Consider the following 22,735-nt stretch of genomic DNA (forward strand, 5'->3'; position numbering starts at 1 on the left):
CAGCACAGCGGAGTACCGCAGTCCCGAACGGAGGACTGTGGAGATGACCGCCGAGCCACTGCTGCGGGTACGCGGCCTGAGCAAGCACTTCCCGGTACGTCAGGGGCTGCGCACCACCGGTCTGGTGCGGGCGGTCGACGGGCTGGACTTCGACGTGCGCCCGGGCGAGACGCTCGGCCTGGTGGGGGAGTCGGGCTGCGGCAAGACCACCACCGGCCGGATGCTGGTGCGGCTGCTGGAGCCGACGAGCGGGAGCATCGAGTTCGACGGGCGGGACATCACCCACGCCGGGCGCCGGGAGTTGCGGCCGCTGCGCCAGGACCTTCAGATCATCTTCCAGGACCCGTACGCCTCGTTGAACCCGCGGCACACCGTGGGCCGGATCGTGGCGATGCCGTTGCAGGTCAACGGGATCAAGCCGCCGGGTGGGATCAAGGCGCGGGTGCAGGAGCTGCTGGAGCTGGTCGGGTTGAACCCGGAGCATTACAACCGGTACCCGCACGAGTTCTCCGGTGGGCAACGCCAACGCATCGGCATCGCCCGCGCGCTGGCCCTGCGGCCGAAGCTCATCATCGCCGACGAGCCGGTGAGCGCACTGGACGTCTCGATCCAGGCGCAGGTCGTCAACCTGCTGCGTGACCTGCAACGGGAGCTGGGCCTGGCCTTCGTGTTCATCGCGCACGACCTGGCCGTGGTCCGGCACTTCTGCCAGCGGGTCGCGGTCATGTACCTGGGCCGGATCGTGGAGATCGGCGACCGGGCGGACATCTACGAGCGCCCGCAGCATCCGTACACCCGGGCGCTGCTGTCGGCGATCCCGGACGTCACCCAGCTCGGCCCGGCGGGCCGGATCCGGCTGGCCGGCGACGTGCCCACCCCGTTGGACCCGCCGTCGGGCTGCCGGTTCCGCACCCGGTGCTGGAAGGCGCAGGACATCTGCGCCACCGAGGAGCCCGCGCTGGTCCCGCGCGACGGCGGCAACCAGGCCACCGCGTGTCACTTCCCGGAGCCCGTCGAGGCGGGTGCGGCCGGGGCCGGGGCGCCTCGCGGGGCCGCCGCGAACGTCGAGGAGGTGTCGTCGTGAGCCTGTCCCCGGTGGAGGGTGTGGCGCTGGCCGAGATCGAGTCCGGCACGGACGTGGGCGGGCCGGCCACGAAGAGTGTCGTCGGCCGCTCACCCGGTCAGCTCGCCTGGCTGCGGCTGCGCCGCGACCGGACGGCGATGGTCAGCGGCGTACTCCTGGTGGTCTTCCTGCTGTTGGGTTTGGCCGCCCCGCTGATCGAGATGGTCTACGGGATCGGCCCACGTGAGCAGTTCCAGAACCTGCTGGACGGCTTCGGTATGCCGCTGGGTTACGCCGGCGGTGTCAGCGGCGAGCACTGGTTCGGTCTGGAGCCGGGGCTGGGCCGGGACATCTTCATCCGGCTGATCTACGGACTGCGGACCTCGCTGTTCATCGCGTTCGCGGCCGCCCTGATCACCGCGACGATCGGGGTCGTGCTGGGTGCGCTCGCCGGCTACCTCGGCGGTTGGCTGGACGCGGTGATCAACTGGATCACCGACCTGACCCTGGCCATGCCCTTCCTCATCATCGCGCTGGCGCTGACGCCCACCATCACGCTGCGCTTCTACGGTGAGCGGGGGCAGGTGTCGTCCGCCTTCGGGGTGGGTGTGCTGATCGCCGTGTTCGCCATCTTCGGCTGGACCAGCACCGCCCGGCTGGTGCGCGGGCAGGTGATCGCGCTGCGCGAGCGTGAGTTCGTGGAGGCCGCCAAGGCCAGCGGAGCCGGGTTGGGGCACATGCTCTTCCGACAGCTGCTGCCGAACATCTGGGCACCGATCCTGGTGTCGTTCTCCCTGGCGGTGCCGCAGTTCATCACCAGTGAGGCCGCGCTGTCCTTCATCGGCGTCGGCCTCAGCGACGAGACGCCGAGCTTCGGCCGAATGATCTACCGCAGTCTGGACTTCCTCCAGACCGACCCGGCGTACGTGTTCTTCCCGGGCATCACGATATTCGCGCTGGTGTTCGCCTTCAACCTCTTCGGCGACGCGTTGCGGGACGCGCTCGACCCGAAGTCGTCCCGGTAGGGGTTTGTGTGAGCGCGAGGAGTGCAGCGAAGCGGAGCCCCGCAGTCGCGAACGAAAGGTGGCTCTCATGGCGCGATTTCTGATCAAGCGGCTCTTCTCCGCCACGCTGACGCTGTTCGCGGTGAGCGTGCTGACCTTCCTGATGTTCTTCGCCCTGCCCCGCGACCCGGTCACCAGCATCTGCTCGAAGAACTGCAACCCGGAGCGGCTGGAGCGGGTCCGCGACGACCTGGGCCTGAACGACCCGCTGATCAGCCAGTACGCCGGTTACATGAAGGGCATCGTGGCCGGTCGGGATCTGGGCAGCGCGCAGGGCGGCCGGTGCGACGCGCCCTGCCTGGGCTGGTCGTACGTCAGCAACGAGGCCGTCTCGGACACCATCGCCCGGGTGCTGCCGGTGACCTTGAGCATCGTGATCCCGGCGGCCATCCTCTGGTTGCTGCTCGGGGTGGGGCTCGGCATGATCTCCGCACTGCGCCGGGGCACCTGGCTGGACCGCGTGGCCATCGGCTTCTCGCTGACCGGCGCCTCGTTGCAGCTCTACTTCGTGGGTGCGGTGCTGCTGTTGGTGTTCGTCTACAACCTGCGGATCCTGCCGGTGCCCAGCTACACGTCCATCTTCGACAATCCGGCGAAGTGGGCCAGTGGGCTGGTGCTCGCCTGGGTGGCGCTGGCCTTCCTCTTCTCGGCCATCTACGCCAGGTTGTCGCGGGCGCAGATGTTGGAGACGCTGTCGGAGGACTTCGTCCGGACCGCGCGGGCCAAGGGCCTAACCAAACCCAAGGTGTACGGGCGACACGCGCTGCGCGCCGCGATCACGCCGGTGGTGACCATCGCCGGGTTGGACGTGGGCGGGGCGCTCGGTGGCACGGTGATCACCGAGACGACGTTCGGTGTCCAGGGGTTGGGGCGTACGGCGGTGGACGCGGTGCGCTCGGGTGACCTGCCCACCATCATGGCCACCGTGCTGATCGCCGCGGTCTTCGTGGTGCTGGCGAACGTGCTGGTGGACCTGCTCTACGCGGCCATCGACCCGCGGGTGCGGCTGCGCTGACCCCGCCGATGTCCGGTGGGTGGGTCGTGGCGAAATTTATCGACAACTGTTACACAACTCGTAGGTTTTCTTCCTTACGATCCTCGGGACGTCGGCGGTTCTCGCCCCGACGAAACCGCACGGCACATGGGTGAAGGAGGTACTTCATGCGACCACGCGTGGCGGTTGCCGCAGGCGGCGCGATCGCTCTGGTTGTGGCATTGGGTGCGTGCTCGAAGAACACGGGCGAGGGCACCACGGTCGACACCGAGCGGCAGCAGACCGGGGTCATCGCGACCGACCCCAAGGACTCGCAGGGCCCGGCGGCCGAGGTGAGTGGCGCCCAGAAGGGCGGCACCTTCACCATCATCCGGGAGTCGCCGATCTCGCACCTGGACCCGCAGCGGACGTACTCGTTCGCCGGCCTGATGACCAACCCGCTCTTCGCCCGTTACCTGACCACCTGGAAGGACGACGGCAAGGGCGGCCTGGTCCTGGTGGGTGACCTGGCCGAGACGCCGGGCAAGAACGTCAACAACGACTGCAAGGTCTGGGAATTCACCATCAAGGACGGGGTGAAGTTCGAGGACGGCCGGCCGATCACCTCCAAGGAGATCGCGTACGGCATCGCCCGGTCCTTCGACCCGGACCTCTCCGGCGGCCCGACCTACATCCAGGAGTGGCTGGCCGACACCGCGCAGTTCGACACCAAGTGGGACTTCAAGAAGAACAAGACGTCGCTGCCGCCCGGCCTGAGCACGCCGGACGCCAAGACGCTGCGCTTCGAGTTCGCCAAGCCCCGCTGCGACCTGCCGTTCGCGGTCTCGCTGCCGACCACCGCGCCGCTGCCCGCCGACAAGGACACCGGTATCGACCTGGACAAGCAGCCGTTCTCGTCCGGCCCGTACAAGGTCGCCAAGAACCAGGTCGGTGTGCAGATCACCCTGGACCGCAACCCCAACTGGGACCCGAACACCGACCCGGTCCGGCACCAGTATCCGGACCAGTTCGTCTGGAGCTTCGGCCCCACCGCGGACGCCGCCAACAACCGGGTGATCGCCGACAACGGCGCCGACCAGAGCGCGCTCGCCTTCAACGCCGTGCCCGCCTCGCTGGTCGCCAAGGTGGCCGGTGACGCCGCGCTCAAGTCGCGCACCATCCTCTCCCCGACGCCGAGCGCCAACCAGCTCGTCATCAACAACCAGCGGGTCAAGGACCTGAAGGTCCGCCAGGCGCTCAACTACGCCATCGACCGCGAGGGTCTGATCAAGGCGATGGGCGGGCAGACCGTCGCCGCGCCGCTGACCACGCTCATGCCGCCGGCCACCATCGGCTACAAGGCGTACGACGCGTACCCGGCGGGCGCCAACGGCAACGTCGAGAAGGTCAAGGAACTGCTCGGCGGGCAGACGCCCGAGTTGGTCCTCGGTGTCGCCGACAACTCGACCGAGCAGCAGCAGGGCGCCCAGCTCAAGGCCAACCTGGAGCGGGCCGGCTTCAAGATCACGCTGCGGAACATCTCCGACGACGCGAAGCTCGACGAGATCAAGAAGAAGGACAACCCCTGGGACCTGTACATCGGTAACTGGGCGGCGGACTGGCCGAGCGGGGCCTCGATCCTGCCGGTGCTCTACGACGGTCGCACCATCAAGGCCGAGGGCAACAGCAACCAGTCCTACTTCAACGACCCGACGATCAACGCCGAGATGGACCGGATCTCGGCGCTCTCCGCAGCCGAGCAGGGCCCGGAGTGGGCCAAGCTCGACGAGCGGATCATGAAGGAGCACGCTCCGGTGGTGCCGCTCTTCGTCGACGTGGCCTACCACGTGCACGGGTCCAAGGCCGGCGGGGTCTTCATCTCCAGCGTCTTCGGCTACCCGTCGTTCGTGAACGCGTACGTCAAGCCCTAACACCTCTCGGACAGGCCCCTGGTCGACAGCGTCGTCGACCAGGGGCCCTTACCGTTTCCGCGAAGAGGTACGACGGTGGTCCCTGAGTCCGGTTGCGCGTCAGCCTCTTCGTCCAGTCGGCTTCCGCCGGCGACCGGACGGGGTAGGACATGAACCACGACACCCACGACTACGAGGCACTGAACCGGGTCCTGCTCGATCCGCTCGGCCCGGGCGGAGATCGACGCTTCCAACACTCGGTTTACGACCGCGCCACGGATACGGCGTTGTCCCCGCCGGTCACGACCGCCCCGCTCGACGCCGTGCTGCTCTTCGACGGCGTCTTCCTCCTGCGCCCGGAACTGGTTGACCGGTGGGACCTGCGCATCTTCGTGTCGACGGCACTCGAGAAGACCGTGGACCGCGCCGTGATCCGAGAGCGCCGGGTGTCATCTCGGGCCGAGATCGAACGGCGCTGGCGCGAGCGTTACATCCCCTCCCAGCAACTCTACTTTCGCTACCGTCAGCCCGACCCGGCACGCCGACATCGTCGTGCACAACGACCGGCCCCAGCAGCCGGTCTGGGAGAGCCGCCACACGGACCGCACGTAATTCCACAGTTTCCGGAAAAGTGCGGCCGATCGTTTGTCGGCGCTGCGGCCAGCACCCCTCGGCCGCTCGGCTGTTGACCCCGCCGGGTCAATCTGTTTGGCTGCCTCCGCGATGACCTTGAAAACCCCTCGAAAGACCGGAGATAGTTATGTCCTTCATTGCCGCAATCAAGTCCGTGTTCAGCCAATACGTCGGCTTCACGGGTCGGGCCCGCCGGTCCGAGTACTGGTGGTTCTTTCTGTTCACAATCCTCGTCAGTATTGTCACTGCCGCCCTGGACAGCGCGCTGGGACTGAACTTCGTGGACGGTTCGTCGAGCGGTCTCATCGGTACTATCGTCTCGCTGGCGCTGCTGCTGCCCGGGCTGGCCGTCGCGGTGCGACGCCTGCACGACACCGACCGGACGGGGTGGTGGCTGCTCATCGCCCTGGTGCCGATCGTGGGCGCCATCGTCCTGATCGTGTTCTTCGTACAGGGCGGCACGCCCGGACCGAACCGTTTCGGCGCCAGCCCCAAGGACTGACTGCTGCCCGCGCGCAGCATCGCGTGACCATGCCGAACGCGTACGTCAAGCAGTAGCTCGATCGCAGGCACGCAAGGGCCCCCTCCCGAAGCATTTTCGACGGAAGGGGGCCCTTGCGTTCTCCGCGGCACAGGTCACCGGTGCGATCCTGGCAGCGTGCGAGCATGCGCGCAGCCGGCTGCGGATTAGTTGGCGAGGCGTCCTATTCGGGCGACGTGTTGTAGTGATCGAGCGTCGCCTTGGACGTGGAGGCATCCCGGAAGGCCAGCTCCCACGGCCCGGTGTTGACGTCCATGTCCTTGCCGAACCCGACCCATTTCCCGGCCATCCGTCGGCCGGTGGGCTCCACCAGCAACTGGACTGCACCGTGGTACCGGGCTCCCCGGTAGTAGCCAGCGGGATCGGTCTGCTCCACCCAGGTGCGGTGACCACGGCACCGTCGACGGTGAGGTCCATTGACAGCGACGATGCCGCCGAGCCGGGCAGGCTGCGCACCGTCAGTCGGTCGCCGTGCTGGAGCACGACCACGAAGTGCTGCCCGGCGAAAGACTTTCCTCGGCCGCTGGAGTGAAATTGGTAGCGGCTGAGCCAGACGCCCTCGTATGACGCGTGGACCGCCAGCGGCTTGGGCATTGGAGTGGCCAGGCTGGACAGTGGCGTGGTCAGATCGTGGCCACCGCGTTGGTCATCGACGGGATGGCCGTCGGGTATCGCGGCGAAGCCGAGCAGTGAGACTGGCAGGCCGGTGACGACCTCCAAGGCGCGGGCGTACACGGGTCGCGGTGCGGCGATCGCCCCAGATTCCCAGCGTTGGGCAAGTCTCTTGTTGGCGTCGTTGGGCTCGCCGACGCGACGGCCGGCGGCCTGGAGCGCGCGGGCGAAGTCATCCTGGCTCATGCGCATCCCGGTGCGGACCGCGCACAGGGCGGCGTTCGGGGCGTTCATGTCCGCCACGATAGCGCTGGGTCACTCCAATATCGCTATGAGTGCCCCCCGTGGTGTGCGCCGGCATGACGCGTCAGACGACACCTCGGGGGCGCTGGTGATTTGCGAGGGCTTCAGCCAGCATGGCTTCGTATTCGTTCGATGTACTCTCCGTAGCAGTGGTCCGTCGATCCGGTCCGAGTTCTCCTGCTTGTGAGAGGGGGCGTCGTCGTGTCGCAGGTCGATCCGCGCTTCGGTGTTCGCCTTCGTGCGCTTCGGGCCGAACGCGGGCTGTCGCTGCGGGCACTAGGTCAGCTCGCTCATCGGGGCAAGAGTCACCTGCACGATCTGGAGACCGGCGCGAAAGCCCCCACCCCCGAGACGGCGAGGCACCTCGACGAAGTCCTGGGGGCAGAAGGGACACTTCTCCGCCTGGTGGACGAGCCCATTGACCACGACACCGAGGCCGGGGAGTTGCTGGCTCGGGTGCGGGTCAGCGATGTCAGTGCCGAGACGCTCGCTCGGATCGAGGCGGGTGTGGACGACCTGGCCAGCGCATACGCGCTTTTGCGCCCAGTTGATCTGCTGCCGCTGGTGCGGCGTCAGTTGGCCTACGTGGGTCGATTGCTCGACGGGCGTGGGACGCTGACGCAGCGTCGGCGGCTGATCGTTGCCGCGGGTTGGCTGACGGTGCTGCGGGCGACGGTGCACATCGATTTGCTGCAACAGCCCGCAGCGGGCTCTCATCTGCGCACGGCCATGGCTCTTGCCGAGCATGCTGAGCATTCGGAGATCCAGGCGTGGTGCCTGGAGACGCAGGCGTGGGACTGGCTCACCCGGGGCGGCTATCGACGGGCGATGGACTTTTCGCGGCAGGCGCAGCGGGTGGCGCCTCGTGGGAGCTCGGCGTACCTCCAGGCCACTGCCCAGGAGGCGCGGGTATGGGCGCGGTTGGCCGACGTGCGGCGGACGCGCGATGCGTTGGAGCGTCTGGGGCGACTGACAGCCAACTTGCCGGTGCCGGAGCGGGCCGAGCACCACTACCGGTACGACCCGACGAAGGCGTTGGCATACACGGCGACCACGCTGTCGTGGGCGGGTGACCCAGCGGCAGAGCAGATGGCCCGGATTGCCCTGGCGGAATTGGACCCGCGTGGCGATGGTGGTGAGCGGCCACGGCGCTCTGCTTCCGCCCGTCTGGATCTCGCCATGGCACTGGTGGCCGCCGACCAGATGGACGAGGCCAGCGTTGTCGCCGCCGACGCGGTCCGGTCGGGGCGAGTGGTCTCGTCGAATTGGTGGCGGGCGCGGGAAGTGCTCCGGAAGGTCGAGCGCACCGGGACAGCGGAGGCGGCAGCATTCCGTGAGGTGTACGAGGCGTACCGGCCCGTGACTCGATAGCGGACGGCACATGCGACCAGCGGACATCGGCTAGCTTTCTGCTACCGCCTGTTCACCAGATGCTGTGAGTGAGGGCGGGAGCAGAACGAAGAGTTCGCCAAAGCGAGACCACCTGCCCCCGCCAGCGGAGGTGGAATGAGCGGCACGGACGACACCAGGACGCCCGCCAGGGGTGAGCAGATCGACGCCGCTGATCGGGAAGAAGCCAAACGCCGGTTGCTTGCGCAGGCCGAGGCGGAGCGGATACCGGTGCAGGAGACGACCCGGGCAGTGCCGGATCGGCGGTGGCGTAATGAGCCGTGATCCGGTGCCGATCGGTCGACGCGTCGCGTACCTGCGGGTGCGGCGCAGGTTGTCGCAGCAGTCGTTCGCGGATCGGCTGGGTAAGTCGAAGAGCTGGGTGGACAAGGTCGAGCGTGGGGTCCGTTCCCTGGAGCGGGTGTCGACCATCCGGGAGATCGCGGCGGTGCTGAGGGTCGACACCGCAGCGCTGCTCGGCCGTGATGCCCAGCCCGCCGGGGCGGCCGAGCGCAGGGACGGCGTCGCGCGAATTCGGGTGGCGCTGTCCGCGTACCCGATGGCTTTTGGACGCCCGACGGACCGGGAGGTGATGTCGCCCGATCGGTTGGCTCGGCAGGTGCGGCACACGTGGACGACCTACCAGCACGCCCGGTATCCGCGTCTGGTCGAGTTGCTGCCCACGGTGGTGACCGAGGCTCACCGCGCCCACGGTCAGGACCCGGAGGCCGGGCGGGCGGCGGTGGTGGAGGTGTACCGGGTGACGGCGGCGGTGCTCGTCAAGCTGGGCGAGGGAAGCCTCGCCTGGTTGGCCGCTGATCGGGCGATGTCCGCCGCCGCCGGTGATCGGCTCTTGCTGGCCTGCGCGGCGGTGCAGCTCGGCCAGGTGCTGCGGGCATCGGGGCGGGCAGGGCCGGTAATGCTGGCCGCCGCCTCCCAGGTGGCTCCGAATCCGAGGGCTGGCACGCCGGCGGAATTGTCGCTGTGCGGGTCGCTACTCGTGCAGGCCGCCCTGATCGCGGCCCGAGCGGGCGACGATCGGGCGGTCGGTGACCTGCTGGACGAGGCCGCCGAGCGGGCCGCTCGCGTGGGCGACGGGCACGACCATTACCGGACGGCGTTCGGGCCGACGGCCGTCGAGCTGGCGCGAGCGGCACGCTCACCGCGGAACGTGACGGTCGAGCTTTCGCTGTGGATCAGGGGACGATCACCACGCCGCCACGCACGCCGCCCTGGGCCAGCCGGTCGTGGGCGGCCGCCGCATCGGCGAAGGGATACACGCCGGCGACCCGGAGCGGGATGTCGCCGCTGGTGACGAGTTTGACCAACTCGCCCAGCCGGGTCCCGTCCGGCAGCACCTCCAGCGCGAAGGTCCGGATCCCCCGCACCGGCTCCGGGCGAAGCGGAGGTGACGCGGCCACGTAGCCGCCGCCGTCCCGAATGAGGTCCAGCAGCGAGGAGCCGATCACCGCCAGGTCGATGACCGCGTCGAACGTCCCCGTCGGATCGTCGGTGCGCGACAGGAACGCCGCGCCCAGCGACTCGACGAACTCGCGGTCGTCGGCTCCGGCGAGCCCCGTGGCGTGCAGACCGGCCGCCCGGGCCAGCGCCAGAACGAACCCACCGACCTGCCCGGCGGCGCCGGTGACGAGCACGGTCGAACCCGCCGGGAGCGCGAGCAGGTCGAGGGCCTGGGCGGCGGCGAGGCCGTTGGTCGGCAGGGTCGCCGCCTCGATGGCCGGGACACCGGCGGGTGCGGCGGTCAGCCAGGCGGCGTCGAGGATCACGTACTCGGCGTGGGCGCCGGCCGTGGTTTGCAGCCACGGTGAGAAGCCGATGACCTCGTCGCCGATCGTGAACTCCTCGACCGACGGGCCGACCGCGTCGACGCTGCCGGCTACGTCCCAGCCGGGCGTGTACGGCAGACCGGTCGGCAACGGGGCCGGGAACCGACCGGAGCGGACCATCAGATCGACCGGATGTAGCACCGACGCGGCGACCCGCACCCGCACCTGCCCCGGCCCGGGCTGAGGCACCGGCACCTCGGCCACGTGTAGGACCTCGGGCCCTCCGAACTGTGCATAGCTGACTGCGCGCATCGCCTTCTCCTTCGTGGGATTTCGTGATCACCACGAACGTACGAATCGTCGGCACTGTGAGAAAGTAGGTACCTTAAAGTGCCTAGGGCACCAAAGGAGGACAGAATGGCGACGTCGACCGCAGCGCAACGCCGCGAACAGGCCAAACGCGACTACGACGCGTTCCTGGAACAGTGCCCGACCCGTGAGCTGCTGAGCAGGCTCACCGACAAGTGGGTCGCCCTGGTGATCCCAGCGCTCGTCGACGGCCCGCAGCGGCACGGCCAGCTCGCCCAGCGCATCGCCGGCGTCAGCCAGAAGATGCTCACCCAAACCCTGCGCACGCTGGAGCGTGACGGCCTGGTCACCCGCACGGTCACCGCCTCGGTGCCGGTCCGCGTCGACTACGAACTGACCCCGCTCGGCCATGAACTGTTCCCGGTCATGATCGCGATCAAGGACTGGGCGGAGACGCACATGGACCGTGTTTTCGAAGCCCGGACGCAATACGACGCCCGCCCCTGAGACCTACGGCGCCGATCACGTCAGCGACCGCCGCGACGTATCCGCCGGAGATCAGCCAAGATGGGTGCGGAGGAAATCCAGCTCCAGGGGGAGTAGCCGTTCGGCGGTGCCGTTCGCGGCCAGGTGGGTGGCCCCGGTAAGCGGCAGCACGGCGTGCGGCCGGCCGGTGCTCAGCAGGGCCGCGGAGAGCCGGAGCGTGTGCGCGGCCACCACGTTGTCGTCGGCCATCCCGTGCACCAGCAGCAACGGGCGGGCCTGGTCCGGCCCGGTGACCGGCTCGGCGGCCAACTCGACGAGCGAATGGTGTGCGTAGACGTCCAAGCCGTCCTCCGGCAACCCCAGATAACGCTCGGTGTACGCGGTGTCGTACAGCGCCCAGTCGGTCACCGGCGCACCCGCGATCCCGCACCGGAACAGCTCCGGGTGGCGCAGCACGGCCAACCCGGCCAGCCACCCGCCGAACGACCAACCGCGCACCCCCACCCGACCCAGGTCCAGATCCGGGTGCTTACCGGCGAGCGCGGTCAGCGCGTCAATCTGGTCGGTCAGGATCACGTCGGCCACCCGCCGGTGGATCGCCTTCTCGAACGACGGCGCCACGCCCGGCGTACCCCGGTTGTCGATGGTGACCACCGCGAACCCGGCGTCGGCCCACCACTGCCGCTCCAGCCACGCGGCCCGCGCCGCCACGACCTCCTGGTGCCCCGGGCCGCCGTAGATGTCCAGCAGCACCGGCAGCCGCCGGCCCGTCACATGGTTGTCCGGGTAGAGCACCGCTGCCGGCAGCCGCCGATCGGTCACCCGCTCCAGCAGCGGCAGCGGAGAGTACGGCGGGGTGGCGGCGAACGACCGCAGCTCGGCGACCTCCTGACCGCCGCGACGCACCGTCCAGCGCACCCCGGCGTGATCCAGCGAGGCGACGCCGACCGCCAGCACGTCCCCGCCCACCGCAGCCGTGTACCAACCGGAGTCGGTGGTGAGCCGACGGGCGTCCACCCCGCCACCGATGGTGGTGCGGACCCGGAACAGGTGCCGCTCGCTCGGCTCGCCGTCGCTCGCCTCCACCAGCAGATCGGCTGGGCCGGCGGCGGCCGGCAGGCGACCCACCACCCGCCGCACGTACAGCGACGGCGGGGTGAGCAGGGTGCCGTCCGCGAACAGGCACCGGGCGTCGTACCCGTCGTGGGCCAACTCGCCACCGACCAGCACCCGGCCGTCCGGCAGGTGGGCCGGTGTGCCGGCGATCGGTTCGACCCAGCGCGGATCGGCCAGCTCGGCGTGCACCTGCGTCTCACCCGTCCGGGGGTCCACCGCCAGCACCAGCCCGTGCTGCTGCGATCGGCGCAGCACGGTGATCAACGGGCTGCCCTCGCCCCAGCTGACCCCGGTCAGGTACGGGTACGTCTCCCGGTCCCAGTGCACGTCGACCCAGCCGTCGTCCAGGTCGAGCAGGTGCAGGCTGACCTCCGCGTTCGGCCCACCGGCCCGGGGGTAGGCGACGGCCGTCGGTGGGCTGGCCGGCTGCGCCGGGTCGTGTAGGTGCCACCGCTCCAGGCGGGACTCGTCGACCCGGGCGGCGAGCACCGAGCGGCCGTCCGGCGCCCACCAGTATCCCCGGTACCGGCCGAACTCCTCGGCCGCGATGTGCTCGGCCAGCCCCCAGCTCACCCCGGCGTCCTCGCCGGCCAGCAGGGTGTCGGTGCCGTCCGGGTCGATCACCCGCAGCTCGCCCCGACGCACCCCCTCGGCCGCGTCCGTCACGTACGCCACCCGCTGCCCGCTCGGGTCGGGGCGCGGGTCCAGCACCGGGCCGACGGCGGCCACCTCCACCACGTCGCCGTGCACCAGATCGGCCCGGAACAACCGCCCGGCCAGCGCGAACACCGCAACCCGGCCGGCCGCGTCCAACGCATACGAACCGATGCCGGCGGCGCTGAGCCGCAGCCGCTCGCGCAACGCGCGTTCACCGGGGCTCAGGGACCGCACGTCGCCACCCTCGCCCAGCAGGGTCGCCGGATCGGCGACCAGCCGCTCCTCACCGGTGCCCACGTCCAGCAGCCAGAGCGCGTCCGCCGGATCCTCGGGGCCGGCGGAGCGCAGGAAGATCACCCGGGAGCCGTCCTCAGCCACCGAGACAGCGCGTGGCGCGCCGTGGCTGAACCGGCGGGTGCGGGCGGCCAGCTCCGGAAAGTCCACACGCCAAATCGTAGAGCCGGAGCGGGGGTGATGTGGCCGACCTGGGCGGACGCGTCAGCGTCAGCGGGACCCAACTGCCGGTTAGAGTGACCGTCGTGACGATGCTGCCCGACCGCCGCCTGCTGCTGGTCCACGCGCACCCCGACGACGAGTCGATCGGCACCGGGTCGACGATGGCCCACTACGCCGCGAACGGCGCGCACGTCACGCTGGTGACCTGCACGCTCGGCGAGGAGGGCGAGATCCACGTGCCCGCGCTGGCTCAGCTCGCCGCCGCCGAGGCCGACCAGCTCGGCGGGTACCGCGTCGCCGAGCTGGCCGCCGCGTGCGCCGCGCTCGGCGTCAACGACCACCGCTTCCTCGGTGGTGCCGGCCGCTACCGCGACTCCGGGATGATGGGGCTCGCGACCAACGAGCACCCCCGGGCCTTCTGGCAGGCCGACCTCGACGAGGCCGCCGGGCATCTCGTGGAGATCATGCGGGAGGTACGCCCGCAGGTGCTCGTCACGTACGACCCGAACGGCTTCTACGGCCACCCCGATCACATCCAGGCGCACCGGGTGGCCATGCGCGCCGTCGAGCTGGCCGCTGCCGAGGGCTGCGCCCCGCTCAAGGTCTACTGGACGGCCATGCCGCTCAGCGTCCTGGAGGCCGGCATGACGCACTTCGCCGAGTCCGCCGACAACCCGTTCGGTGGCATCGAGGACATCGCCGACCTGCCCTTCGGCACCCCTGACGCCCAGATCGCCGCCCGGATCGACGGCACCGACCAGCACCAGGCCAAGGAGGCCGCGATGCGGGCGCACGCCACCCAGATCCCGGCCAACTCCTGGCTCTACTCGATCGCCGGCAACTTCGGTGGCGAGTTCATGGGCGTGGAGTTCTTCACCCTCGCGGTCGGCGAGAAGGGCCCGGGCACCGGGCCGTACGGCTGGGAGGACGACCTCTTCGCCGGCCTGCCCGCGGACGTCCCGGACCGGTCCCCGGTCGCGGCGGCGGGTCTCCGGTGACCCTGCCCGCCGCACCGATGACGGTCGTGGACAACCAGGAAGCCCCGCCCCCGGCGGGGCCACCGCCGCGACTGGTGGACCTGGGCCTGCGGCTGATCGGCGCGTTCGTCGTGGTCGTCGCCGGAGTGGTGACCGGAGTGCTTGAGCTGCTGCTGGCCACGGTCCGCGTCGGCGGGCAACTGATCGGTGTGTCGGCGCTCCTGGCCATCGGTGCCAACATCGTGTTGAGCTGGTTCGCGTACGAGGCGGTGGGCCGCCGGTGGGCGGTGGCGCTGCCGGCGGTGCCGTGGTTCGCGTTGATGGCGGTCGCCGCCATCCGGACCAACGAGGGTGACCTGCTGCTGGCCGGCGACAACTGGGTCGGGCTGGCCATGATCGTGGCCGGCGCGATGACGTTCGCGGTGATGGGCTTCCGGCAGATCCTTGCCCCGCAGCCGCCCATGCTCGGCGGCTGAGCCCGGCTGCTGCCCGGGTGGTGTTGGCTGATGACGTCACTCAGGTAAGGGTGGTAGATATTCCTGCCAGGGATGTGAACCCGACGACGGGTCGTACGGCAGGAGGGTCCGGCGATGGACAAGCGGTGGCGTGACATCGGGGTGCTCGTGGCAGCGCTGTTCGCGGTCAACGTGGTCGCGCGACTGATCACCCGATTCGGTTTCGACGGTGACGACACCGCCGCCGACCGGGTGTCGCTGGCGATGTTCGCGGTGATCGGGCTGATCCTCGCCGTGGTCGCGTTCCGCTGGGGTCGTCGCCGGCCGCTGGCGGACTGGGCGGCCGACATGGCCCTCGTGGTGCCGGTGGCGATGCTGCTCACCGTGTTGGTCGGGCCGCTGCTGGTCGGTAACAACCCGTTCGCCGGCGGTGCCGGGACGTTCTTCGCCCAGATCTGGCTCTACCTGCTCGCCACCGGCGCCGGGCTGCTGATCGGCTACCTGGTGCTCACCGCGCTCGGCCGGGACTACCGCTCTCAGCAGCTCAAGCGGTTCGCCGAGGTCAAGGCCGCGAAGCCTCGCCGGGTCGTCCGCCGCTGACCGCCGGCTAGCCCGGAACACGCTCGGCGCGCCGTTTGATCGACTCGGCTTCCGTGAAGTCGGGCGGTCCTGGGCATCCGGATGCCGCGACTTCCCGAAAATCGAGTCGATCAAGCGCCGTCGGGCCGTCTCGCCCGGTGGCGGTCGGGGTCAGTTGGGGGCGACCCGGGTCAGGTAGGTGTGGTGGGTGGTGAAGCCGAGCCGCTGGTAGAGCGCGACCGCCGCCGCGTTCCGCTGCTCGACCTGAAGGAACGCGTGTGTCGCGCCGCTGGTCCCACCCCAGGCGGCCAGTTCGTTGATCACGCGGCGGGCCAACCCCTGCCGGCGGGCCGAGGGCAGCACCTCGATCAGGCTGAGGCCCAGCCAGCGCCCCTGACCGGTCACCGTGCCGCGGCCGACTGCCACCAGCGCGTCGTCGGCGTACACGTGCGCGAAGCGGACCTGGTCCACGGCGGTGAGCACGTGCCGGGCGGCGTCCGGCAGACCACCCTTGCGGCCGGCGGCGATGGCCAGCCACTCGTCGCTCGGCGCGGTGGCCAGCTCGACGCCAGCGCCGCCCCACCCGCCGGTCGGCGCGTTGGCGGGCGTCGGCGCCAGCAGGGGGAGCGGCGCGGTCTGCACCAGCGTCGGCGGGCGGGAGCCCCAGCCGCGAGCGTCCAGTTCGGCGCCGACCGGCGCGGCGAGTGGCAGCGGTGTGTTGATCAAGGCGGGCTGGCCCAGCTCGGCGTACCAGCGCTCGACCGCGTCGACCGCGGCGGCCAGCGGCCGGTCCGGGTCACCGATCGGTAGTGCCGAGTTGGCCCGCCCGGTCCAGCCCTCGGCCGACCGGAGCAGCCAGTCACCGAGCCGGCCCCGGGTCGGTGCCGGCCACGCCTCGTCGGCGGCCCGTTCCAGGGCCACGACCGCGGCGGCGGTCGGCCGACGGGTCGGCGGTACACGCTTGGCGCGGTGGACCTGGGCCACCGGCACCCGGAGCTGCCCCTGTGCGGTGGCCAGCGTGAGATGAGTCTCGCTCAGCTCGACCAGCTCGCCGAGGGCGTCCGAGAAGAGCGGCCGGCCTTCGCGAATCCCCACAATCCGGCGGACCACGATCCGGTGTCCCACATCCTGCTGTCGGAGCACGATCGACCCCCTCCCCGGCGAGATACTAGGCTCTTACCGTCGCGGGAGATCGCGGCGTGTCTTGCGGAGGAGAAGACCGGTGACCTACATCATCGCCGAGCCGTGCGTGGATGTGCTCGACAAGGCATGCATCGAGGAATGCCCGGTCGACTGCATTTACGAGGGCAACCGGATGCTCTACATCCACCCCGACGAGTGCGTCGACTGTGGTGCCTGTGAGCCCGTCTGCCCCGTGGAGGCGATCTTCTACGAGGACGACGTCCCGGAGCAGTGGAAGGACTACACCGGCGCCAACTACGAGTTCTTCGAGGACCTGGGCTCGCCCGGTGGCGCCTCGAAGATCGGCAAGGTGGAGAAGGACGCCACCTTCGTCGCCGCGCAGCCACCGCGCGGCGAGGGCCACTGAACCGGCCCGCGCCGGTCTCGTCGCGGCTGCCCGAGTTCACCTGGGACACCCTGGACGCCGCGGCCACGCTGGCCGCGGCGCATCCGGAGGGCCTGATCAACCTCTCCATGGGTACGCCGGTCGACCCGGTGCCCGAGGTGATCCGCCAGGCGTTGGCCGACGCGTCCGATGCTCCCGGTTATCCGCTGACCGCCGGCACCCCGGCGTTGCGGGCCGCGATCGCGGCCTGGGTGTCCCGTGCCTGTGGCGCCGGCGTCGACGGGTTCGGCGTGCTGCCGACCATCGGCTCGAAGGAGTTGGTGGCCTGGCTGCCCACGCTGCTCGGCATCGGCCCGGGTGACGTGGTGGTGGTGCCGTCGATCGCGTACCCCACCTACGAGGACGGCGCCCGGCTGGCCGGTGCGACCGTCGTCCGCACCGACTCGCTCACGTCGGTCGGGCCGACCTCGCGGGTCCGGTTGGTCTGGGTCAACTCGCCCGGTAACCCGACCGGCCGGGTGCTACCCGCGGCGCACCTGCGCAAGGTGGTCGACTGGGCGCGCGAACGTGGCGCGGTGGTCGCGAGCGACGAGTGCTACCTGCCGCTGGGCTGGTCGGCTGAGCCGGTTTCGGTGCTGTCTCCGCAGGTCAGCGGGGGCAGCTATGCCGGGGTGCTCGCCGTGCACTCGCTGTCCAAGCGGTCCAACCTCGCCGGCTACCGGGCCGGGTTCGTCGCCGGTGACCCGGCGCTCGTCGCCGAGCTGCTGAAGATCCGTAAGCACGCCGGCATGATCGTGCCCGCGCCCGTGCAGGCGGCCATGGTGGCGGCACTGGAGGACGAGCGACACGCCGAGGAGCAGCGGGAGCGTTACCGCGCCCGGCGGGAGGTGCTCACTGCGGCCTTCACCGGTGCCGGCTTCACCGTCGAGCACTCCGAGGCGGGCCTCTACCTCTGGCTGACCAGAGGTGAGGACTGCTGGCAGACGGTCGACTGGCTGGCCCGACGGGGCATCCTGGTCGCCGCCGGCGTCTTCTACGGCCCGACCGCCGGGCAGTACGTCCGGGTGGCGTTGACCGAGTCCGACGAGCACGTCGCGGCGGTCGCCGGCCGGCTCCGGGCCTGATCCCGGGCGGCCCGGCGATGACCGACGGCAGCATCGAGCGGTACGCCAGGGTGCGCGCGGCCGTGCTCGGCACCGGGCTGATCGGCGGCTCGGTGCTGCTGCGCCTGGCCGATGCCGGCCTGGACGTTGCCGGATGGGACCCGGACCCGGCCACCCGGGAGCGCGCCCAGCGCCGGGGTGTGGTCGCTCCGGCCACGATCGAGCAGGCCGTGGCCGACCGGGACGTGGTCTTCCTCTGCGGCCCGCTGCCCACTCTGCCGCACACCCTGGCCCGGCTGGCCGAGCTGACCGGGCCCGGCTGCGTGCTCACCGACGTCGGCAGCACCAAGGTGCAGGTGACCGAGACGGCCGATCGGCTCGGGCTCGCCCAGCGGTTCGTCCCGGGGCACCCGATGGCCGGGGCGGAGTCCGCCGGCCTGACCGCCGCCTCGCCGACCCTGCTGGCCGGCGCGGCCTGGGTGCTCTGCCCGGCCCCCGGTGCCGCGATGGGCGCCTTTCGCTGGTTGACCGGGCTGCTGGTGGACGTGTTCGACGCCCGGGTCGTGCCGATGTCCGCACCGGCCCACGACTCGGTGGCCGCGCTCGCCTCGCACGTGCCGCACCTGCTGGCGGGTGCGCTGGCCGGGGCGACGCAGCGGGCGCCACTGCGGGACGCGGTGCTGGCGCTGGCCGCGGGAAGCTTCTCCGACGGCACTCGGGTCGCCGGCACTCCGGCGGAACGGACCGCGAACATGCTGCTCGGCAACCGGGATCGGGTGCTGCACGAGTTGGCCGAGGTCCGCGCGTTCCTGGACGGGCTGGCCGCCGCCCTGCGGGCCGACGACGCACAGGCGCTCATCGCCCGGTACACGGAGGCCAGGGCGGCCCGGTCGGCGCTGCTGGACCGGCGGTTCACCGGTCAGACCCGACGGTTCACGGTCGACGGCGACCAGGACGCCGAGGTGACCTGGCTGCGCGAGTTGGGCGGCGCCGGTGGGCACCTGGCGGGGTGTCAGGTCGACCCGGACGCGGTTTCCTACGCCGCGTGGCTCCCCGTGGCTGACTAGGCTGAGGGGCATGGCGGTGGACAGTCCGGTGGTGCAGGTACGCGGCGAGGCGTACCGGGAGGTGCCGCCCGAGCTGGCCCGGTTCGCGGTCACCGCGACAGCCCGCGACCGGGACCGGGAGGCCACGCTGACCCGGTTGGCCGAGCGGGCCGCCGCGATCCGGGTGCTGCTGGACGGCGCCGGGTCGACGGTGGCCCGGCGGGAGACCGGCGCCCTGCGGGTGCGGCCGGAGACCCGGCGCTCGGGTGAGCGGGTGGTCGCCTGGCACGGCAGCGTCACCACCACCGTCACCGTCACCGACTTCACCGCGCTGGGTGAGCTGATGCTCCGGCTGGCCGACCAGGATCAGGTCGAGGTGGCCGGCCCGTGGTGGGAGCTTCGTCCGGACAGTCCCGCCCATCGCGAGGCCCGGCACGCCGCGATCAGCGACGCGCTGCTGCGCGCCCGGGAGTACGCGGAGGCGCTTGGCGCCCAGGTCACCTCGCTGATCGAGCTGGCCGACGCGGGGCCCGCCGACCGGCCGATGTTCGCCCGTGCGGCCTTCGCCGGGGGCGGCGGCGCGGCTGGTGGCCCGCCGGAGCTTGAGCTGGACCCACAGCCGCAGACCGTGCAGGCGGCGGTGCAGGCGCGGTTCACCATCAGCGACCCGGTTCTGGGCTGATGCCGCCGGCCCGGGTGCTCTCCGTCGACGAGCTGATCTCGCGGGCGATGGTGCTTGCCGAGGCCGGCCCGCGACAACTGCTCGGCATCGCCGGTGCGCCGGGCGCCGGAAAGTCCAGCCTGGCGGAGCGGATCGTGGCCGAGGTCGGGTCGGTCGCCCGACTGGTGCCGATGGACGGCTTCCACCTGGCGCAGTCGCAGCTGGTCCGCCTGGGTCGCGCCGACCGTAAGGGCGCGGCGGACACCTTCGACGCCAACGGGTACGTCTCGCTGCTGCGCCGGTTGCACCGGTTGGAGCCGACGTCGGTCTACGCGCCGGAGTTCCGCCGGGACCTGGAGGAGCCGGTGGCCGGGGCGATCGAGGTGCCGCCGTCGGTGCGGCTGGTGGTGACCGAGGGCAACTATCTGCTGCTGCCGGCTTCCCCCTGGCAGGAGATCCGACCGTTGCTGCACGAGGCGTGGTTTCTCGACCTGGACGCCGAGGTGCGCCAGCGCCGGCTGACCGCCCGGCACGAGGCGTACGGTCGGTCACCGGAGCAGGCGCGCGCGTGGGCGCTGGGCAGCGACGAGTCGAATGCCGCCCTGATCACCCCCACCGCCGGCCGTGCCGATCTGGTGGTTCGCCTGTCGGAGCCCCCGGCCGCCTGAGCGAGGCCGCCGGGGGCTCCGGAGCGCCTCACTCGCTGACGCCCCGGTCCGCACGGCTCATGTCCCCGGTGCCGGGCGTCCCGGCGGCGAGGCCGTAACGCAGGAGCACCGCGCCCTTGGCCGAGGTGGCGGGTGGTTCGAGGAGGGTCAGGTTGGCGGGTACCTCGCCGCCGTCGAAGACCTTCTTGCCGACGCCGAGCACGATGGGGAAGATCCACAGGTTGAGCTGGTCGAAGAGGCGCTCGTGCAGGAGGGTCTGCACCAGGTTCAGGCTTCCGATCACGTGGACTTTCTGGTGCTTGTCCCGCACGGCACGGACCGCGCTCGCCAGGTCCGGTCCGAGTTGGGTGGAACCCGCCCAGTCGAGATCCGGGTTGCCGCGTGAGGCGACGTACTTCGGGATGCTGTTGAACAGGTCGGCGATCCCGCCGTCGACGCCACCGCCCTGGTTGGGCCAGTACCCGGCGAAGATGTCGTAGGTCCGGCGGCCCAGCAGCAGTGCGTCCATGCCCCGCATGCCGTCCATCACCTGTCGGCCGCCCGTCTCGTCGAACAGGGGTGCCTGCCAGCCCCCGTACGGGAAGCCCTCGGGGTCCTCCTCCGGACCCCCCGGCGCCTGGGCGACCAGGTCGAGTGTCGCGAACAGGTCGATGTGGATCATGCCCATGCTGCCTCCTCGTGCTACGGCTGATACCGCAACCTAGTCGAGTTCCCGGACCGGCCGGGCCGGGTTGCCGACCGCCACCACGTTGGCGGGCAGGTCCCGGGTGACCACCGCGCCGGCGCCGACGACGGTGTTCGGGCCGATCGTCACGCCGGCCAGCACGATGGCGCCGCCGCCGAGCCAGACGTTGTCGCCGAGGGTGATCGGTTTGGCCGCCTCCCACTTGTCGCGGCGTGGGCCGGGCTCCACCGGATGGGTCGGCGTGAGCAGCTGCACGTTCGGTCCGATCTGGACGTCGGCACCGATGGTGATGGGCGCGACGTCGAGGAAGACCGCGTGGTAGTTGATGAAGCTGCGTGGCCCGATGCGGATCTGCCAGCCGTAGTCGCAGTAGAACGGCGGCCGGACCCAGGTGCCCTCACCCAGCTCGCCGAGGAGGTCGCGCAGCGCCGCGAGGCGGGCCCGCGGATCGGCTGCGGGGCTGGTGTTGAAGCGTTCCATCAGCCGGGCGGCCCGGTCCAGGTCGGCGATGATCTCGGGATCGTCGGCGAGGTACGGCTCGCCGGCGAGCATGCGGTCCTTCATGGAGGTCACCCGGTCGATGATGCCCGCCGAATCCCTCGGGGTTGGCGGGTCCGTCATATTTTCGACCCCTATGTTGCATACCCGGTATGCAGCACTGACGGAGGTCAATGCACCTCTCGTAGGTAAGCCGGACATCACCGGGCGGGGCGTCAGTCGTTGGCGTGCAGCGCGACGTTCAGCTCGATGCCCCGGCCGGTGCGCGGACGGGCCTCCAGCCCGCCGGTGACCGAGTTGCGCCAGAACAGCAGCCCGTCGACGCCGGACAACTCCCGGGCCTTGACCACCCGGCCGTCCGGAAGAGTGATCTTCGACGCGGCGGTGATGTAGCAACCGGCCTCGACCACGCAGTCGTCGCCGAGCGAGATCCCGACGCCGGCGTTCGCGCCGACCAGGCTCCGCTCGCCGATGCTGATCTTGTCGGTGCCGCCGCCGGAGAGGGTGCCCATGATGGAGGCACCGCCGCCGATGTCGGAGCCGTCGCCGACCAGCACGCCCTGCACGATCCGCCCCTCGACCATCGAGGTGCCGACGGTGCCGGCGTTGAAGTTCACGAAGCCCTCGTGCATGACGGTGGTGCCGGCGGCCAGGTGGGCGCCGAGGCGCACCCGGTCGGCGTCGGCGATCCGCACCCCGGAGGGCACCACGTAGTCGGTCATCCGGGGGAACTTGTCCACCCCGTACACCGCCAGGTGGCGGCCGGCGGCCCGCTCGATCACCCGCAGCTCGTCCACCCGCTCCGGCGGGCACGGCCCGGCGGAGGTCCAGGCCACGTTTGCCAGCTTGCCGAAGATGCCGTCCAGGTTGAGCTGGTTGGGTCGCACCAGGCGGTGCGACAGCAGGTGCAACCGGAGGTACGCGTCCGAGGCGTCCTTGATCGGGTCGTCCAGCGAGCCGATCACGGTGACCACCTGCACGGTACGCAGACCGGGCAGGGGCCGGTCGCCGAGCGCGGCCGGCGGCAGGTCGAGCACGTCCGCCTTGTCCTCGCCGGCGACCAGCGGCAGCTCGCCCAGGCCCAGCTTGCCGGTCGGGTACCAGGTGTCGAGCACCTGCTCGTCTGCGGTGACCGTGGCCAGGCCGATGCCCCACGCGGAATCTGCGGACGTCACTGTTACACCTCTCGGTCGCGGCCGGGCTGGCCTCGGCTCGCTCCTCGCGCTGACAGACCTG

General features: G+C 70.8%; 23 protein-coding genes and 2 pseudogenes. 18 read left to right on the forward strand and 7 right to left on the reverse strand.

Annotated elements, in window-relative coordinates; genetic code table 11:
• Nucleotides 1–43: 43 nt before the first annotated feature.
• From ACIBF8_RS16605 to ACIBF8_RS16630, 6 genes and pseudogenes are all read left to right on the forward strand, one after another.
• Complete coding sequence (locus tag ACIBF8_RS16605; protein ID WP_396783843.1) at nt 44–1,084, forward strand: ABC transporter ATP-binding protein; 1,041 nt, start codon at nt 44–46, stop codon at nt 1,082–1,084.
• Nucleotides 1,081–2,088: an ABC transporter permease gene (locus tag ACIBF8_RS16610; RefSeq protein ID WP_396783845.1), complete on the forward strand. Its 1,008-nt coding sequence runs from the start codon at nt 1,081–1,083 to the stop codon at nt 2,086–2,088. Before ACIBF8_RS16605 ends, ACIBF8_RS16610 begins: the two co-directional genes overlap by 4 nt.
• Nucleotides 2,089–2,155: 67 nt before the next feature.
• Nucleotides 2,156–3,142 (forward strand): ABC transporter permease, encoded by a 987-nt coding sequence (locus tag ACIBF8_RS16615; RefSeq protein ID WP_396783847.1) that lies wholly within the window; start codon nt 2,156–2,158, stop codon nt 3,140–3,142.
• 146 nt (nt 3,143–3,288) lie between these two features.
• Nucleotides 3,289–5,031: an ABC transporter substrate-binding protein gene (locus ACIBF8_RS16620; protein WP_396783848.1), complete on the forward strand. Its 1,743-nt coding sequence runs from the start codon at nt 3,289–3,291 to the stop codon at nt 5,029–5,031.
• A gap of 158 nt (nt 5,032–5,189) precedes the next feature.
• Nucleotides 5,190–5,622, forward strand: a pseudogene (locus ACIBF8_RS16625) (uridylate kinase); the annotation flags it as partial.
• A 148-nt stretch (nt 5,623–5,770) separates the two neighbouring features.
• On the forward strand, nt 5,771–6,145 hold the full coding sequence (locus ACIBF8_RS16630; RefSeq protein WP_396783849.1) for a DUF805 domain-containing protein: 375 nt from the start codon (nt 5,771–5,773) through the stop codon (nt 6,143–6,145).
• 202 nt (nt 6,146–6,347) lie between these two features.
• On the opposite strand, the pseudogene ACIBF8_RS16635 reads toward ACIBF8_RS16630, so the two are convergent.
• Nucleotides 6,348–7,090, reverse strand: a pseudogene (locus ACIBF8_RS16635) (XRE family transcriptional regulator).
• 192 nt (nt 7,091–7,282) lie between these two features.
• On the opposite strand from ACIBF8_RS16635, the gene ACIBF8_RS16640 reads away from it, so the two are divergent.
• From ACIBF8_RS16640 to ACIBF8_RS16650, 3 genes are all read left to right on the forward strand, one after another.
• Nucleotides 7,283–8,470 carry a helix-turn-helix domain-containing protein gene (locus ACIBF8_RS16640; RefSeq protein ID WP_396783851.1) on the forward strand — a complete coding sequence of 396 codons (1,188 nt, stop codon included), beginning with the start codon at nt 7,283–7,285 and terminating at the stop codon, nt 8,468–8,470.
• Between the two features lie 135 nt (nt 8,471–8,605).
• Nucleotides 8,606–8,773, forward strand: a complete 168-nt coding sequence (locus tag ACIBF8_RS16645; protein ID WP_396783852.1) for a hypothetical protein — start codon at nt 8,606–8,608, stop codon at nt 8,771–8,773.
• A complete protein-coding gene (locus ACIBF8_RS16650; protein WP_396783853.1) occupies nt 8,763–9,803 on the forward strand; it encodes a helix-turn-helix domain-containing protein in 1,041 nt (346 codons plus the stop codon). Before ACIBF8_RS16645 ends, ACIBF8_RS16650 begins: the two co-directional genes overlap by 11 nt.
• Here ACIBF8_RS16650 and ACIBF8_RS16655 read toward each other — a convergent pair.
• On the reverse strand, nt 9,685–10,587 hold the full coding sequence (locus tag ACIBF8_RS16655) for an NADP-dependent oxidoreductase (protein ID WP_396783855.1): 903 nt from the start codon (nt 10,585–10,587) through the stop codon (nt 9,685–9,687). The genes ACIBF8_RS16650 and ACIBF8_RS16655 overlap by 119 nt on opposite strands.
• A gap of 105 nt (nt 10,588–10,692) precedes the next feature.
• Here ACIBF8_RS16655 and ACIBF8_RS16660 point away from each other — a divergent pair, with 105 nt between their 5' ends.
• Complete coding sequence (locus ACIBF8_RS16660; protein WP_396783856.1) at nt 10,693–11,091, forward strand: winged helix-turn-helix transcriptional regulator; 399 nt, start codon at nt 10,693–10,695, stop codon at nt 11,089–11,091.
• A gap of 51 nt (nt 11,092–11,142) precedes the next feature.
• Here the strand turns inward: ACIBF8_RS16660 and ACIBF8_RS16665 are convergent, their stop codons facing one another.
• On the reverse strand, nt 11,143–13,287 hold the full coding sequence (locus tag ACIBF8_RS16665; protein WP_396783857.1) for a prolyl oligopeptidase family serine peptidase: 2,145 nt from the start codon (nt 13,285–13,287) through the stop codon (nt 11,143–11,145).
• A gap of 86 nt (nt 13,288–13,373) precedes the next feature.
• Here ACIBF8_RS16665 and mshB point away from each other — a divergent pair, with 86 nt between their 5' ends.
• The 3 genes from mshB (at nt 13,374) to ACIBF8_RS16680 (ending at nt 15,331) form a co-directional block, all read left to right on the forward strand.
• Nucleotides 13,374–14,297 carry an N-acetyl-1-D-myo-inositol-2-amino-2-deoxy-alpha-D-glucopyranoside deacetylase gene (mshB, locus tag ACIBF8_RS16670; RefSeq protein ID WP_396783859.1) on the forward strand — a complete coding sequence of 308 codons (924 nt, stop codon included), beginning with the start codon at nt 13,374–13,376 and terminating at the stop codon, nt 14,295–14,297.
• Nucleotides 14,298–14,314: 17 nt separating this feature from the next.
• Entirely contained in the window at nt 14,315–14,752 is a 438-nt protein-coding gene (locus tag ACIBF8_RS16675; protein WP_396783860.1) for a hypothetical protein, read from the forward strand.
• 114 nt (nt 14,753–14,866) lie between these two features.
• Nucleotides 14,867–15,331, forward strand: a complete 465-nt coding sequence (locus tag ACIBF8_RS16680) for a hypothetical protein (RefSeq protein WP_396783862.1) — start codon at nt 14,867–14,869, stop codon at nt 15,329–15,331.
• 150 nt (nt 15,332–15,481) lie between these two features.
• Here ACIBF8_RS16680 and ACIBF8_RS16685 read toward each other — a convergent pair whose 3' ends face one another.
• Nucleotides 15,482–16,453 (reverse strand): GNAT family N-acetyltransferase, encoded by a 972-nt coding sequence (locus ACIBF8_RS16685; RefSeq protein ID WP_396783863.1) that lies wholly within the window; start codon nt 16,451–16,453, stop codon nt 15,482–15,484.
• Nucleotides 16,454–16,532: 79 nt separating this feature from the next.
• Between ACIBF8_RS16685 and fdxA the strand changes: the two genes are divergently transcribed.
• Genes fdxA through ACIBF8_RS16710 form a run of 5 tightly spaced genes read left to right on the forward strand, consistent with a single transcriptional unit; the run spans nt 16,533 to nt 20,316 of the window.
• Nucleotides 16,533–16,859 carry a ferredoxin gene (gene fdxA, locus ACIBF8_RS16690; protein WP_007464872.1) on the forward strand — a complete coding sequence of 109 codons (327 nt, stop codon included), beginning with the start codon at nt 16,533–16,535 and terminating at the stop codon, nt 16,857–16,859.
• A complete protein-coding gene (dapC, locus tag ACIBF8_RS16695; RefSeq protein WP_396784302.1) occupies nt 16,856–17,962 on the forward strand; it encodes a succinyldiaminopimelate transaminase in 1,107 nt (368 codons plus the stop codon). Before fdxA ends, dapC begins: the two co-directional genes overlap by 4 nt.
• 17 nt (nt 17,963–17,979) lie before the next feature.
• The gene (locus ACIBF8_RS16700; RefSeq protein ID WP_396783864.1) at nt 17,980–19,008 is read left to right on the forward strand and encodes a prephenate dehydrogenase; all 1,029 of its coding nucleotides are present in this window, start codon (nt 17,980–17,982) and stop codon (nt 19,006–19,008) included.
• A 10-nt stretch (nt 19,009–19,018) separates the two neighbouring features.
• Complete coding sequence (locus tag ACIBF8_RS16705) at nt 19,019–19,669, forward strand: SIMPL domain-containing protein (RefSeq protein WP_396783866.1); 651 nt, start codon at nt 19,019–19,021, stop codon at nt 19,667–19,669.
• On the forward strand, nt 19,669–20,316 hold the full coding sequence (locus tag ACIBF8_RS16710; protein WP_396783867.1) for a nucleoside/nucleotide kinase family protein: 648 nt from the start codon (nt 19,669–19,671) through the stop codon (nt 20,314–20,316). Before ACIBF8_RS16705 ends, ACIBF8_RS16710 begins: the two co-directional genes overlap by 1 nt.
• Before the next feature lie 28 nt (nt 20,317–20,344).
• On the opposite strand, the gene ACIBF8_RS16715 is transcribed toward ACIBF8_RS16710, so the two are convergent.
• The 3 genes from ACIBF8_RS16715 to dapD form a co-directional block, all read right to left on the reverse strand.
• A complete protein-coding gene (locus tag ACIBF8_RS16715) occupies nt 20,345–20,983 on the reverse strand; it encodes a dihydrofolate reductase family protein (protein ID WP_396783869.1) in 639 nt (212 codons plus the stop codon).
• A 33-nt stretch (nt 20,984–21,016) separates the two neighbouring features.
• Nucleotides 21,017–21,574, reverse strand: coding sequence for a sugar O-acetyltransferase (locus ACIBF8_RS16720; RefSeq protein ID WP_396783871.1), 558 nt, complete (start codon nt 21,572–21,574; stop codon nt 21,017–21,019).
• Between the two features lie 140 nt (nt 21,575–21,714).
• Nucleotides 21,715–22,674, reverse strand: a complete 960-nt coding sequence (gene dapD, locus ACIBF8_RS16725) for a 2,3,4,5-tetrahydropyridine-2,6-dicarboxylate N-succinyltransferase (protein WP_396783872.1) — start codon at nt 22,672–22,674, stop codon at nt 21,715–21,717.
• Nucleotides 22,675–22,735: the final 61 nt, after the last annotated feature.

Source organism: Micromonospora sp. NPDC050276, assembly GCF_044459545.1.
Classification (GTDB): domain Bacteria; phylum Actinomycetota; class Actinomycetes; order Mycobacteriales; family Micromonosporaceae; genus Micromonospora.

Bases quoted from the DNA above. Each gene is read 5' to 3' on its own strand.
- ACIBF8_RS16605 (WP_396783843.1), top strand. From the start codon at position 44: ATGACCGCCGAGCCACTGCTGCGGGTACGCGGCCTGAGCAAGCACTTC.
- ACIBF8_RS16615 (WP_396783847.1), top strand. From the start codon at position 2,156: ATGGCGCGATTTCTGATCAAGCGGCTCTTCTCCGCCACGCTGACGCTG.
- ACIBF8_RS16620 (WP_396783848.1), top strand. From the start codon at position 3,289: ATGCGACCACGCGTGGCGGTTGCCGCAGGCGGCGCGATCGCTCTGGTT.
- ACIBF8_RS16630 (WP_396783849.1), top strand. From the start codon at position 5,771: ATGTCCTTCATTGCCGCAATCAAGTCCGTGTTCAGCCAATACGTCGGC.
- ACIBF8_RS16645 (WP_396783852.1), top strand. From the start codon at position 8,606: ATGAGCGGCACGGACGACACCAGGACGCCCGCCAGGGGTGAGCAGATC.
- ACIBF8_RS16650 (WP_396783853.1), top strand. From the start codon at position 8,763: ATGAGCCGTGATCCGGTGCCGATCGGTCGACGCGTCGCGTACCTGCGG.
- ACIBF8_RS16655 (WP_396783855.1), bottom strand. From the start codon at position 10,587: ATGCGCGCAGTCAGCTATGCACAGTTCGGAGGGCCCGAGGTCCTACAC.
- ACIBF8_RS16660 (WP_396783856.1), top strand. From the start codon at position 10,693: ATGGCGACGTCGACCGCAGCGCAACGCCGCGAACAGGCCAAACGCGAC.
- ACIBF8_RS16675 (WP_396783860.1), top strand. From the start codon at position 14,315: ATGACGGTCGTGGACAACCAGGAAGCCCCGCCCCCGGCGGGGCCACCG.
- ACIBF8_RS16680 (WP_396783862.1), top strand. From the start codon at position 14,867: ATGGACAAGCGGTGGCGTGACATCGGGGTGCTCGTGGCAGCGCTGTTC.
- ACIBF8_RS16700 (WP_396783864.1), top strand. From the start codon at position 17,980: ATGACCGACGGCAGCATCGAGCGGTACGCCAGGGTGCGCGCGGCCGTG.
- ACIBF8_RS16705 (WP_396783866.1), top strand. From the start codon at position 19,019: ATGGCGGTGGACAGTCCGGTGGTGCAGGTACGCGGCGAGGCGTACCGG.
- ACIBF8_RS16710 (WP_396783867.1), top strand. From the start codon at position 19,669: ATGCCGCCGGCCCGGGTGCTCTCCGTCGACGAGCTGATCTCGCGGGCG.
- ACIBF8_RS16715 (WP_396783869.1), bottom strand. From the start codon at position 20,983: ATGGGCATGATCCACATCGACCTGTTCGCGACACTCGACCTGGTCGCC.